At 52.9% G+C, this 12,496-nt stretch carries 17 protein-coding genes; 15 read left to right on the top strand and 2 right to left on the bottom strand.

The features are described 5' to 3' along the window. Positions 1–169: 169 nt before the first annotated feature. The 4 genes from ACP7B0_RS01895 (at position 170) to ACP7B0_RS01880 (ending at position 2,892) form a co-directional block, all read left to right on the top strand. A complete protein-coding gene (locus ACP7B0_RS01895; RefSeq protein WP_426139230.1) occupies positions 170–685 on the top strand; it encodes an STY4534 family ICE replication protein in 516 nt (171 codons plus the stop codon). Positions 686–803: 118 nt separating this feature from the next. Next, on the top strand, positions 804–1,298 hold the full coding sequence (gene radC / locus ACP7B0_RS01890) for a RadC family protein (protein WP_426139229.1): 495 nt from the start codon (positions 804–806) through the stop codon (positions 1,296–1,298). A 73-nt stretch (positions 1,299–1,371) separates the two neighbouring features. Further along, the gene (locus ACP7B0_RS01885; RefSeq protein WP_426139228.1) at positions 1,372–1,995 is read left to right on the top strand and encodes a hypothetical protein; all 624 of its coding nucleotides are present in this window, start codon (positions 1,372–1,374) and stop codon (positions 1,993–1,995) included. A gap of 138 nt (positions 1,996–2,133) precedes the next feature. Continuing rightward, positions 2,134–2,892 (top strand): DNA cytosine methyltransferase, encoded by a 759-nt coding sequence (locus ACP7B0_RS01880; protein ID WP_426139227.1) that lies wholly within the window; start codon positions 2,134–2,136, stop codon positions 2,890–2,892. Positions 2,893–2,992: 100 nt separating this feature from the next. Here ACP7B0_RS01880 and ACP7B0_RS01875 read toward each other — a convergent pair whose 3' ends face one another. Then, the gene (locus tag ACP7B0_RS01875; protein WP_426139226.1) at positions 2,993–3,826 is read right to left on the bottom strand and encodes a hypothetical protein; all 834 of its coding nucleotides are present in this window, start codon (positions 3,824–3,826) and stop codon (positions 2,993–2,995) included. Between the two features lie 367 nt (positions 3,827–4,193). Between ACP7B0_RS01875 and ACP7B0_RS01870 the strand changes: the two genes are divergently transcribed. The 5 genes from ACP7B0_RS01870 to ACP7B0_RS01850 all read left to right on the top strand — a co-directional run bounded on the left by ACP7B0_RS01870 (position 4,194) and on the right by ACP7B0_RS01850 (position 7,659). Further along, positions 4,194–4,478: a DUF1640 domain-containing protein gene (locus ACP7B0_RS01870; protein ID WP_426139225.1), complete on the top strand. Its 285-nt coding sequence runs from the start codon at positions 4,194–4,196 to the stop codon at positions 4,476–4,478. Between the two features lie 134 nt (positions 4,479–4,612). Further along, positions 4,613–4,933: a hypothetical protein gene (locus ACP7B0_RS01865; protein WP_426139224.1), complete on the top strand. Its 321-nt coding sequence runs from the start codon at positions 4,613–4,615 to the stop codon at positions 4,931–4,933. Positions 4,934–5,087: 154 nt separating this feature from the next. Continuing rightward, a complete protein-coding gene (locus ACP7B0_RS01860) occupies positions 5,088–5,654 on the top strand; it encodes a PilL N-terminal domain-containing protein (RefSeq protein WP_426139223.1) in 567 nt (188 codons plus the stop codon). Then, a complete protein-coding gene (locus ACP7B0_RS01855) occupies positions 5,651–6,319 on the top strand; it encodes a hypothetical protein (protein ID WP_426139222.1) in 669 nt (222 codons plus the stop codon). Before ACP7B0_RS01860 ends, ACP7B0_RS01855 begins: the two co-directional genes overlap by 4 nt. A gap of 177 nt (positions 6,320–6,496) precedes the next feature. Further along, positions 6,497–7,659 (top strand): IS3-like element ISPsy24 family transposase gene (locus ACP7B0_RS01850; protein ID WP_426139221.1). Its coding sequence is split into 2 segments (ribosomal slippage): positions 6,497–6,752 and positions 6,752–7,659, totalling 1,164 coding nucleotides; the frame shifts between segments, so codons are not numbered across the junction. Positions 7,660–7,662: 3 nt separating this feature from the next. Here the strand turns inward: ACP7B0_RS01850 and ACP7B0_RS01845 are convergent. Further along, the gene (locus tag ACP7B0_RS01845) at positions 7,663–9,078 is read right to left on the bottom strand and encodes a hypothetical protein (protein ID WP_426139220.1); all 1,416 of its coding nucleotides are present in this window, start codon (positions 9,076–9,078) and stop codon (positions 7,663–7,665) included. A gap of 538 nt (positions 9,079–9,616) precedes the next feature. On the opposite strand from ACP7B0_RS01845, the gene ACP7B0_RS01840 reads away from it, so the two are divergent. From ACP7B0_RS01840 to ACP7B0_RS01815, 6 genes are read left to right on the top strand one after another with little or no spacing between them, the layout of a single operon-like run. Next, positions 9,617–9,913 (top strand): RAQPRD family integrative conjugative element protein, encoded by a 297-nt coding sequence (locus ACP7B0_RS01840; RefSeq protein WP_426139219.1) that lies wholly within the window; start codon positions 9,617–9,619, stop codon positions 9,911–9,913. Continuing rightward, complete coding sequence (locus ACP7B0_RS01835) at positions 9,910–10,149, top strand: TIGR03758 family integrating conjugative element protein (protein WP_426139218.1); 240 nt, start codon at positions 9,910–9,912, stop codon at positions 10,147–10,149. The genes ACP7B0_RS01840 and ACP7B0_RS01835 overlap by 4 nt, the downstream gene beginning before the upstream one ends. 35 nt (positions 10,150–10,184) lie before the next feature. Next, a complete protein-coding gene (locus ACP7B0_RS01830; RefSeq protein ID WP_426139217.1) occupies positions 10,185–10,532 on the top strand; it encodes a TIGR03745 family integrating conjugative element membrane protein in 348 nt (115 codons plus the stop codon). 18 nt (positions 10,533–10,550) lie between these two features. Next, positions 10,551–10,952, top strand: a complete 402-nt coding sequence (locus ACP7B0_RS01825; RefSeq protein WP_426139216.1) for a TIGR03750 family conjugal transfer protein — start codon at positions 10,551–10,553, stop codon at positions 10,950–10,952. Then, complete coding sequence (locus ACP7B0_RS01820) at positions 10,949–11,635, top strand: PFL_4703 family integrating conjugative element protein (protein WP_426139215.1); 687 nt, start codon at positions 10,949–10,951, stop codon at positions 11,633–11,635. The genes ACP7B0_RS01825 and ACP7B0_RS01820 overlap by 4 nt, the downstream gene beginning before the upstream one ends. Beyond that, positions 11,632–12,492, top strand: a complete 861-nt coding sequence (locus ACP7B0_RS01815) for a TIGR03749 family integrating conjugative element protein (RefSeq protein ID WP_426139214.1) — start codon at positions 11,632–11,634, stop codon at positions 12,490–12,492. The genes ACP7B0_RS01820 and ACP7B0_RS01815 overlap by 4 nt, the downstream gene beginning before the upstream one ends. Positions 12,493–12,496: the final 4 nt, after the last annotated feature.

Raw genomic sequence — 12,496 nt, 5'->3', positions numbered from 1 at the left:
GCGCCGCAAAGCGTTGATCATCCCAAGATCGCTAACGCATTCGGCAGCGCGATCAGTCGTCGGCAGCACTGACGATCGGATGCCTGACAGCACCATCACCCACGCGGGGAATTACTTCCCGCAAGGGCTAGTCGTTCCCCGCTTTTGATTCTGAAACGGAGAAACGACCATGACTCAATCCAACGAAAGCAAATACTTCGACCTGCACACCACCGGCATCGGGTACCTCAATCGCATCCGCGAAGTTGAGGTGCGCAAAGGCAAGCCTTTCATCTGCGTCACCGTAGCAGCGCTGCATGGCAGCTCGGACGACATGGAGTATTCCTATATCGACTGCAAAGTCAGTGGTAGCGAAGCTGAACGACTCGTTCTGCTTCACAGCCCTGAGGTATCCGCCGGCAAGAAAGTACTCGTTGCTTTCAAAATCGGAGATATCTGGGCTGACGCATTCACTTATGCCAAAGGCGAAAAACAAGGCAAACCCGGCGCGAGTCTTAAAGGCCGCTTGTTGTTTATCTCTTGGGTGAAGGTCGATGGGGAGACGGTCTACCAGGCCAAACCCCGAGATGATCAAGAAGCGCCTCAGGATGATCAAGCTCAACCAACAGACACCGCACCACAAACCCCGAAGGCAGAAACACCATCAGCTGCTGTTGCAGAACCTGATGCGTACTACGCCCCCTGACACTTCGCTTATCTGAATCAGCAATAACGCGGTCATGCCCACACATGACCGCGACACCTACCTCCCGGGGAGCAATCCCTTTGGGGTGCTGCCCGTCCTGAAAATCGGAGAGCACCTCATGAAACTGGCACTGATTGATAAGACCATCAGAGAACTCGAAACATCCATCACCACCGCCGAAGACGAGCTGATTCAGGAAGCCCTGCTGATCCTCGATCGTCGGCTGTTTACCACCGAAGCGGCGCTTGAATCACCAGGCGCAGTAGCGTCATACCTGAAGCTCAAACTCGCTGCAGAAGAGCACGAAGCTTTTGGCGTGGTTTTTCTGAACGCCAAGCACCAGCCACTGGTATTCGAAATACTATTCCGGGGCAGCATTGACTGTGCCGCGGTCTACCCACGGCAAGTCGTTAAACGCGCACTCGCGCACAACGCAGCTGCAGTCATTATCTGTCACAACCATCCTTCGGGATGTACCGAACCCAGCTCAGCGGACATCACCCTGACTACTCGCATCAAAGATGCGCTAAGCCTGGTTGACGTTCGGCTGATTGATCATTTCATCGTTGGTAACGGGAAACCGCTGTCTTTTGCGGAGAGAGGGTTGATTTGAAGCAAGCGCCTTCGGGCGCTTTTTTCTTCGCGTGATGACATGATGCCACCCATCAATTATTGGAGTGAGCAGCATGTACCAGGGAGTTTTAGATTTTTTTAGCAGTACGCAGGTGATCGTGGCGGCAGGCGTGGCGGTCCTAGTGGTTGTAGTTAAATCACTGACAATGCTAGGGAAAGTCATGGAGTTTCACGACCTCCATTTTGTACTGAAACGCCATAAACGCCTGCAGGAGCTTCGCTCAAACTTCACTCTAGATAGCCCATTCAGCCAATATTTGGATGAGTCCATCAAGCTTGAAGCATTCCGGATCGCTTCCGGCATCAGCACAAACGCGCTGAATACGGCGGCTCTCATCAAATTGTCGAGCCTAGGATTCTGGAACAGATCACAGCTGAGGCAGGTAGCAAAGTATTTGGTTGCTGACACCAAAAGTGGAAAACCGCGCATTCAAATCGACCAGGGAGACAAGCTCGGCGCTTGGTTAGGTCTGTTCCTTGGAATCTTATGCTTGGTGATCGGAGGGGTATTCTGCATCGCCTTCATGGTCATACTTCCCCCCTTCGGCCTCCTGATAGGTATGGCACTGTTCGCAGCGATGATTTTTTGCGGGGGGCTTTTCGCAACTGACTATGGTGCCTATAAAAATGCCGAGCGGGTCCAAATTTATCTGCTTGATCATCCTGATACCTTTTGAATCAGCCATATGACGAGGCAGAGCATTGTTAGCGTTGCCTTAGCAATACCCATTTGACAACGAAACCTGTCGCAGGCTAGTCAACAAGAAGCAAGAAATTTTAACGCCCACCTCACCCAGGAATTCTCCCTCCCTTCAATGCGCCTGCCAAAACCAGGCGCTGCAGGAGTGAAGATGAATGAGTTGGCTCTTTTCGCGGGCGCTGGTGGTGGAATATTGGGCGGGCATTTGCTCGGATGGCGAACCGTATGCGCCGTTGAGCGTGATGCCTACGCCGCACAAGTTCTGGCGCAACGACAGAACGATGGATTGCTCCCGCCTTTCCCGATTTGGTCTGACGTGTGCAGTTTTGACGGTCGTCCATGGCGCGGACTTGTTGATGTGGTTTCGGGAGGTTTTCCTTGCCAGGACATTGCCGTCTGCGGACTCGGTGCGGGCATTGAAGGCGCCCGATCCGGTCTGTGGAAACACATGGGCAGAATCATCAATGAGGTTCGACCTCGATTTGCCTGGCTGGAGAACTCCCCAATGCTCATCAGCCGAGGCCTTGCCATGGTCCTCGGTGACCTTGCCCAAATGGGGTATGACGCGCAGTGGCATTGTCTATCAGCGGCTGAATGCGGTGCGCCGCATCGTCGCGACCGCATCTGGATCCTGGCCAACGCCCGTGGCGAGCATGTCCAAGGGCTCTTCACCGGGCTCACTGATCCGCAAGTCTGGCCGGGACCGCTCACGGGATCGGCTGGATCACGCGGTAATGGCGCTGCATGGTGGGCCACTGAACCCGGAATGGGTCGAGTGGCTGATGGGGTGGCCTATCGGGTGGACCGACTTAAGGCCCTTGGAAATGGGCAGGTTCCGGCAGTGGTTAGGGCTGCTGCAAGGTTGGACCGATGAAACAAATCAATAAAATCCGCCGAAGATGCTGTCGGCAACGATCCGGGCGATGATGATCACCAGTTACCTCAAAAGCAGTAATTGATCTTCGTTGATGGCCTCAAGTGATTTTGCGCCTAGGGATTCCCCCTGTTAAGAAGTAGTCATTATCAAGAATATAATCTGCCATTTCTGGGCTGCTGAGATAGCCAACCAGACCAACGATTTGACTCTCTGCTAGCGCCGTTGGCGAGTAACCGGCCGGATCCAGTGTCCCTTCAGGCACGTAGCCCCCAAAAACAAAAGCCCCAACAATTAACTCAGAGCAAAAAAAAGAGTCTGCGGCTTTTTTCTTGATAACGGGTACATGTGTTCGGAACGTTCGATTTATGTGTCTAAGCATCTGATATTCCAGCAGTGGTGCCTTCAGGGCTCCTGCCTTATTGTATGGAGTATTGAGATCAACATGCCTAGAGCAAAAATCTACTACTTTTGAACTAAGTTCAGGCAAGCCATCTGGACTGGCACCAGGGCAGCGGCTTGCCACGACGTAGCGATATCTAGCGATCAGCTCAGTAAGCGGCACCCTGTTTACCCCTTTTAGGGTTGACTCAACGACATACCCATTACCAACATATACTGCAGCATGAACATAATCGCCTGAAGACCCAAAGGAGATCGCGCTCCATGCCAAATCCGAGGAGTCGCCCACACAAAACAAAACGTCAGCTGGAGCCAGATCTGATTCAGTAACCAGTACTGGCTGAGATCTATCCATTAGCAACCCGGCATAACGTAAGTCAGCGTCGCACTTTTGCTTGTAGAGTGGTCTGCTCAAGGCTTCAAATCTAGAGTTGATGGGGGCTGGGTTACGAGTGAGCAGTTTGGCAATGAACTTTTGAGTGCTGACACGTACCACATGGGTCAAACTCTTTACAAACTTCATATCGATCATCAACTCACTAAAATGACAACATTACAAGCATCATAAATATTTATGTATAATTTAGAAAGCCCACGTACCTTTTATGCTTCAACCACCTCCGAGAAGTCCATATTCAGCGTTTAAACCTATCTGATTGACTACCCTCCTCAAAATCATTAAAAATCCCCTACAGGATCGCTGTCGCAGACAGCACCCTGCCCAGGTAGCCTGAATCTTCAACGCTACGGTGCGGTTTACCGCACTGATTCAACCCAGTCCGTATCGCATTCGGTAGCGCGGACAGTCGTCGATGCCCTCGATGATCGAATGCTTACTCAAACCACCCTGACGGGGAACCTCCGTCAGGCGGTGTCTCCTCGTCAAATCTGGAGATGCCATGAAAATATCGCTTACGCTGTATGACGCACTGATTTCCGCCAACGTACCGGCCGACAAGGCCAAAGCTGTGGTGGATGCATGGGAGACAGACGTGGAAAAGCTCGCGACCAAAGCTGACCTTCAGCACGTAGAAACCCGGATTAACGCATCGATTTCAGAGATGCGCTCTGAGGTTCGTTCTGAAATAAAAGTCATGCGCTGGCAGCTTGGCGCAATTTTCGTTTGCGTCGTCGTGCCCTTGCTCAAGCTGGGCTTCGACCTGGTCTCGAAAGCAGCGGTCTGATCAAGGGGCGGCAACCTTCACACAATCAGCTCCGTACCTGCCTGCTGATATCTGCTTCAACTCAACCCACACGGGGAAACACTTCCCCTGCCTGGGTGCTGTGTTTCTCCGTTTTTCATTTTTCGGAGACCCACATGCAATCAGTTCTAACACCTCGCAAGCTGAGCTTGCTTCAGCTGCCGATAGTCCTCAGCGAACCTGCCTGGCTGCAGACAGTTCACATCAACGATTACCTCTTTGAGGAGCTAAGTGATCGTCTCAGTGCATTGCTGGATGCGTCCTATCGTGCAGTGATGTCTGAATCCGACGGAGCGAACATGATCCCGTTCAGCCTTTGGCTCAAACCTTCTTCACGTAATCGCGTGGACAAGGTCAGGATCGATTTGCGTTTAGAGATCCAGTATCTGGGTAAGCAGCCAAAGCATCTGCGGGTGCTACTCAACGACGAGCAATAACTGCCCCTTCTAACCAAAACTGCCTGGGTCTATTCAGGCAGTTCCACTACCCAGATCCGCGCGAAGAATATCCATGGGCCTTGAACCAGTTTTCTTGAGGTTCGAACTCATCCGGTTTGCCAAGGTGTCCTCATAGCTATGTGAGGATTTACCCATGTTCCAACCCTTCAGTCCTCAACGGACAGCTTTGATGCTTTGCCTGAACCTGGCACTTGCGGGATGCGCAACGAACACGCCTCAATTGCAGTCAGGCGCGTTCGATGCGGACAACAAACGAAACGCCGCAGCAAGCACTGTGCCGAGCCAAATCCGCTACGACCGCTACACCATCATCTCGACCAAACCCAAACCCGATCAACTCCAGCTTCTGGATCAGATCATCAATCTACGCATTCCCGATGCGCTGAGCCCTTCCGTTCATCAAGCCATGACTTACGCGCTCCGCCACTCCGGCTACCAGCTCTGTTCGGCCACCGGGAACGTTGGTGTGCTATTCGCTCATCCACTTCCGGCCTCTCAGTACCGGCTTGGGCCGATCAGTGTGCGTGAAGCCATGCAGATGCTGGCGGGGCCCGCGTGGGAAATGCAGGTGGACGAGCTCGCACGCCGGATCTGCTTCTCAGTTCGGCCAGCCTTTCAGCACCCTGCCCCGGGAATACCGTCAACCCAGGCAATTGCAGCGCCTTCGACCAAGCCATTAACCGTGGGTGGTCAGCGATGAAGGTCGGACTAAAAACGAGTCACGTCCACAGCGTTCTTCTGCTCGTGCTGACTTTGGCTCTTGCCACTCAGTGGTGGGGGCTTCGCAAGGTGGTGAAGCAGACGGAGCTGCAGGAACAATCGGGATCCCTGGAGATCCTGGCTCAACAGCAGGAGACACTGCGCACGGACCTGGATGCCTTAGCCAGCAGAAAAATAGTAGATGCAGCGCTATACCAGACGGATCAGGAAACCTTGAACAGAAAAGTAACATTGCTGGCCAAGCCAAGTACGGACGATACCACCCTGCACGCACTTCAAACCGATCTCATAGCGCTCAATGCCAGTGTTGAATTGGTGCAGAAAGAGCTCGAAGAGGTGAAGCGCATTGCGACTCAACAGCCGATATCGATGGTGAAAGCAGCGGCACCAGCCACCAAGAGAGTCAGGCTGAAAATACCTTTAGCTCCGCCCTTCACCATCATCGGCCTTGAACACCGGGGTGGTGAATCCTTCCTGGCGGTATCGCCTCTTCAGAATGCTCAGTTGCAGGATATCCAGCTGCTCCGCCCGAATGAATCGCGTGATGGATGGCTGTTGAAAGCACTAACGCCGGACAGCGCGAGCTTCAGGCTACCGGATGGGCGAAGTCATGATGTGAAGCTGGCGCTGGGGGTGAGCCCATGAGGTTTTTTACCCTGATGGCTTTGCTGTTTGCCGTCGCCACATCCGCTGATGCCGAGAACGAGCAATCCAGCATTTCTCTTTCGCAGAATACCGCTAACCAAGTGGAAGAGACTTGTAGTGGTCTAATGAAACCGGACACCCATTTAGGCGAGAATGCTTGCCAGATAGAGGTGTCTGATGACCAAACAACGCCGTACCTTTTCCGCTGAATTCAAACGCGAGGCCGCAGGCCTCGTGCTCGATCAAGGCTACAGCCACATTGAAGCCTCTCGCTCGCTGGGAGTTGTCGAGTCTGCACTGCGTCGCTGGGTCAACCAGCTTCAACAGGAGCGCAACGGTGTCACTCCACAGAGCAAAGCCCTGACGCCCGAGCAGCAGAAAATTCAGGAGCTGGAAGCCCGGATTGCCCGTCTTGAGCGGGAGAAATCCATTTTAAAAAAGGCTACCGCGCTCTTGATGTCGGAAGAGCACGAGCGCATGCGCTGATTGATCAGCTCAGTGCCCGTGAATCGGTTGAGTTGCTGTGCGAAGCCTTTGAAGTACCTCGCTCGTGCTACTACAGCCATCGCCTTAGACGGCGGAATCCAGACGTTGAGCGAGTCCGGCTACGCAGCCGGGTCAACGAGCTGTTTACACAAAGTCGAAGCGCTGTCGGCAGCCGCAGCATCGTGTTGATGATGCAGGAAGATGGCGAGCAGATTGGCCGGTTCAAGGTACGTGGCCTGATGCGAGAGCTGGGATTGATCAGTAAGCAACCGGGATCGCATGCTTATAAAAAAGCGACGGTGGAGCGACCCGATATTCCGAATATTTTGAATCGAGCGTTCGATGTTCCAGCGCCCAATCAGGTGTGGTGCGGCGATATCACTTACATCTGGGCACAAGGGAAATGGCATTACCTGGCTGTGGTTATGGATCTTTTCGCGCGCCGAGTGGTGGGCTGGGCGTTATCGAGCAAACCGGATACTGATCTGGTGATCAAGGCGCTGGATATGGCCTACGAACAACGCGGCAAGCCTCAGGGCCTGCTGTTTCACTCGGATCAGGGCGCCCAGTACGGCAGCCGACAGTTTCGCCAGCGGCTTTGGCGATACCGCATACGCCAGAGCATGAGTCGTCGTGGCAACTGCTGGGATAATGCGCCGATGGAGCGGGTGTTCCGGAGTTTGAAAACTGAGTGGATACCGACCGTGGGCTACATGACGGCCCAAGAGGCTCAGCGAGACATCAGTCATTATCTGATGCATCGCTACAACTGGATTCGGCCACACCAGTTCAATAACGGACTGGCGCCAGCTCAGTCCGAAAAAAGACTTAACGTCGTGTCCGGGATCAGTTGACCACTACAGAGATACCATACCAGAAATAGTCTCCACGTATGGACGGAGACCTATGAGCTTTTTCCGCAAGTCTTCAGTGCGCTTATTCAACTCGTCATCTAAAGATATCTTCTCTTGCTTCGCAGTTGCAATCTCTTCATTCAGAAAGCTTCGACGTCCTTCTTCACGTGTCACTGCTGCCTTTAGCTCAGATAAAGTTTTGAACGGACCAAGCTCTTCTTTTAATGCCTGGAGCTGATCTTTGATTTTAAGTATGTCTGCGTCTAGCTCACTGCGCTCTCTATTCCTAGCTTCATCGAAAAGAGTTTTCTGCTGATCCTTCAGCAGGAAATTTTTCTCTTGAAGTTTTTCAGAGGCAATCTGATTCTCGCTCTCTAAATTCTTTTGGATTTTTGAAAGACTATCAACGTCACTTTCCAAAGTGGCGAGCTCACCACGAAGCTGCTGATCCATATCCTGACGGAATTGTTTTAGGTAATGATCCTTACGGGTTTCTATGTGCCTATTTAGAAGCTCACTTCCTTTACTAGAGTGGAGGAAGTCGTGGAGAGCCTGATCAAGATTATCAAACTTCTCGTCTGTTTCGTGCGCAATTGCGAAAAAGCGGTTCAACTGATCTGCTGCATTTGCAGGCATACCCTTGGCCTTCGAAACCGCAGCTCGGAACATTATTTGCTCATGCTTTGAGAAACTCTTAACATTTGCCTTTTTAAGCATTTCGCTACAGATTTTTATTATCTCGTCATCAGACGCATAATCCGTATACTCACAATCAATATGATTGAAAAGATCCGCTTTAGTGAAAAACGAATACCTCTCTCCATTCGTATCATAGTGAACTACGCCACTTTCAAGATCACTGTATTTGTACGTCCTCAACCCACCGACTGGTGCTCCTGCCTTACCCGGGAAAGCTCCCTCCAGATTCAACAATTTGACTGTCGAGCTACCATCCGTATCTATTTCAACCTCAGTCTGAAATGGACCATAGATTTTTTCTCCATTTTTTATCATTATCAGCGGTGTAAATGGAGGGTACTCTGTAAACAGTGATCGGTCGTTGGCAGAGGGTAAAGGGGCACTCATAATTTGAATTGCTGCTTTACGGGACGTGTTTAAGGTAGTTTTTTGCGCCATTGTTACGTAGCGACAATCACCTTCCTTCCACTCTTGGGTGGTTGGACTAGCTTCAATAACTAGCAGATCATGATCTGTCGCGGATAAATCGATTTCATTGTAATTGCTAGTTACAAATACCTGCTTGGTCTCGCAGAAAAATTCTTTCTCATTAATCGGATACAAATCTCCATTTATTTGCTCAAAGATTATATCCAGCTTACCTAAATTTGTCGGTCCATCTGAGTTCGATATGCCCTTACTTTTTTTTCCGTATACCGTTCGCTTTCTTGAAAGTTCCATTTCAGTCCCTAATTTAGGCAAATATAGATAAACTTCGTGCTGAGCCTTCTTTCAGTCGTTCGCGATCTACCTAACTCTCGGCTAGCCTATACCACGATGAAAAATTTCGACTGAATCGATGGCACACCTCGTAGTCCTTGGGGGTGCATCGCCGATGCAGGCCGTTTGACACTATACGACTGCCCGCGCCATGAAGACAGCATGATTTGTGCGGATGTGTTGATGCTTTAGGCCGGTCCGTTGAGCCCCATACGTATCCGCTGGCCCCTACTCAGTTTTTAATGGGCTACGCGCACCAGTTAGCTGATCGCAGGCAAAAATCACACGAGCCTATACCTGTACAAAATGTGCGCGATCAAAGATCTGATCTAAAAACAAGTGCAAATCGCCTCAGAAAAAGGTTTTACAGGCTAAACCCTGCAGATTCGTTCCAGTTTTTCTAATGTTCTCTCTCTCGTTGATTGGCAAGCTCGTCCTATCCGCTACCGCCAGGACAGCTCCGATGCCAGCCTCGATATCTCAACATCTAGCCCCTCTCATGCTAGCCCTGCTCTTCTGCGGCACAAAGGCACAAGCCAGCCCCCCAATATCCGAACAAACCAACCTAAACCTCATCCTCCGCCAACTCGACACCATCGACCGCATCACCCGCTCCAGCGAGTCACTCCCGGCGGAAGACGGCAGCCGCTACACCTTCGACTACCCGCGACTCAGAGCAGAGATCGAGCTAATCCGCCAAGGCATCAAAGCCTACCAATCCCCTGCCCGCGCACAACCACGTCACCCACCTGAGCTGACAGGCCACTACCTGCGCGAGGCGATCGAAAAGCCATGAGCATGACGCCCGAGCAATCCAGTGCATTTCAAGCCGGAGGCGGGTTTTCCGCGCAAGACACGATGACGTTGTTTGTCGGGTTCGCACTGACGCTGATTCTGGTGTTCTCGGCGTGGGCACTCGGTAGTGGGTATCGCGGCTGGAGCAAGGGGAAACTCAGCAATGAGCAGTTTGGCACGTTGGCGTTGAAGATCACGCTGCTCTACGTGCTGCTCGGCTATCTGCTTTTGCACTGATTCAGATTCACAACCATGCCCAGGGAGGCAGTCACATGCGCAATCACCTTACTCAAAAACTCATCCATGCCTGGTTATGGGCAAGTGCTTTGATGTCATCGCTTGCTCATGCAGCGCTTCCAGAGATGGAAGCACCGAGCCGGGGTGAAGGGACCAACATCATCCAGACTATGCAGAACTACGCCTACGACGGAGCCGCGCTCATTGGTTTGCTGATCTCCGCCGCTGCATTTTGCGGTGTCGCATATCACGCGTACGGAACGTTTGCTGAAGTGCAAAGCGGCAAGAAGACCTGGGGGCAGTTCGGCCTCACCTGCACGGTAGGTGCTCTGCTCCTGGTTCTGACCATTTGGCTGCTGACCAAAGCCGCCGGCATTCTCTAAATACTTTGGGGCTCGGTCATGACTACTCCGCCTGAGCAGTTGCCGGACGGCACGCTGCGTTTTCTGCCCAATCGGCTCAACCGGCAGCCAGTGATCGTACTGGGGATGACGGCCGATGAGCTTTGGTTGTCAGTGGGCTTGTCGGCATTGGTGGGCTTGGTAATCGGCATCGTGCTGGCGATAGTAACCAAGAGCATCGCCATGACGCCGACGACGATGGTCGCTGCAGTTGCGTCAGGGATTTTCTTTGGCGGGAAATTTCTGCGCAGGCTCAAGCGGGGCAAACCTCAGACTTGGCTTTATCGCGAGATGCGCTGGCAGATAAGCACCCGATGGCCAGCCTTGAAAGCGTGGGCTGGCGGTGCAGATCTACTGACACGCAGCGGAGTCTGGTCCACTCGCCGGAGACATCGCCGATGAGCCGTTTCAAAAACGAAATCTCTCGTCTGGAGGCTCACGTAGTGACGCTTCGGATCGGTGTCGGCCTGTTCTTTCTGGTCGCGGTACTCATGGGGTTGGGCTGGTGGTCTGCACCTCGGGACATGACTATTCATGTTCCGCCGGACTTGCGCTCCGGGAGTACTCGCAAGTGGTGGGAGGTACCTCCGGAGACGGTTTACACCTTCGGGTTTTACATCTTCCAGCAGTTGAACCGCTGGCCTACCAATGGTGAAGAGGACTACCCACGTAACTTGCGTCAGCTTGCGCCGTTTTTAACACCCGGTTGCAAAACCCAACTCGAAGCTGAGTTCGAAGAGCGCCGGGCCGGCGGCGAGTTACGCAAGCGGACCCGCGGAGTGTACGAAATCCCCGAACGGGGCTACAGCGACAACCCGACGTTGCGGGTCAAGACGCTCGGCAATGACGCATGGATCGTGAACCTGGACCTCACGGCGGATGAGTATTACGGCTCCGAAAAGGTCAAGCGCGCCCTAGTCAGGTATCCACTGCACGTGCTGCGTGTAGACACCGACCCGGAGCGTAATCCTTTCGGCTTGTTGCTGAACTGCTACAGCGGAAAGCCGCAACGTCTCTCTTCCTCTCCAACCTCCCAATCTACTGACACAGGCCTGGATGCACCCGGGCAAGGAGTCGTGCAATGAAGCTCACGCTTTCCTCATTGCTATTACTGATGCTGACCGGCGTGGCCACCTCGGTGATTGCGGTGGAAATCCTGCAATGGCAGCGTCTGCCACTTGCCGTTCCGCTCCACGTGGGTCAGGAGCGCATCATCTTTGTCGACCAGAACGTTCGCGTCGGCATCCCTCGTTTGCTGAAAGACAAGCTACGCATTCAGAGCACCGGCGGAACCTTGTATCTGCGAGCGAATGAGGTGATCGAACCGACCCGGCTGCAATTGCAGAACGTCACGACGGGTGAGTTAATCCTGATCGATATCGCGGCAACTGTTGCGAATGACTCGGCGAAACTGGAGCCCGTCAGGATCGTAAGGGCTGGGTCAGAAAATCCAGATAAACCATCTGGGGATACTGCTGCCGAGCCCCCTGCTAAACCTCGACAAACGCCTATTCCAGTGGTGCTTACCCGTTACGCCGCACAGAGCCTTTACTCCCCGCTACGCGCCGTTGAGCAGTTGGAAGGTGTCAGCCAAGTACGCGTCAACCACGCGTTAAACCTTGAGGGACTGCTGCCTGCTCTTCCGGTCAGCGCCACAACGATCGGCGCCTGGCAACTTGAGGACTTCTGGGTCACAGCTGTGCAACTGCGTAATCAATCAAGCGTAGACCTGCAGCTCGACCCACGAGAACTTCAGGGCGACTTCATTGCGGCCACGTTTCAGCATCAGCAACTGGGCAAACAAGGCAAAGCAGAGGACACCACAGTTCTCTACCTGGTCACCCGTGGACATGGGCTGGCACAGTCGATCATGCCCAATCAAAGCCGGATAGATGCATCCAGCAACCTCCCCGACGCAAGGGAGACGGCGCATGAAAAGTAACGGA

It is taken from the genome of Pseudomonas sp. DWP3-1-2, assembly GCF_049896285.1.
In the GTDB taxonomy this organism is placed as follows: Bacteria; Pseudomonadota; Gammaproteobacteria; order Pseudomonadales; family Pseudomonadaceae; genus Aquipseudomonas.
This window is presented reverse-complemented; position numbering and strand designations above follow the sequence as displayed.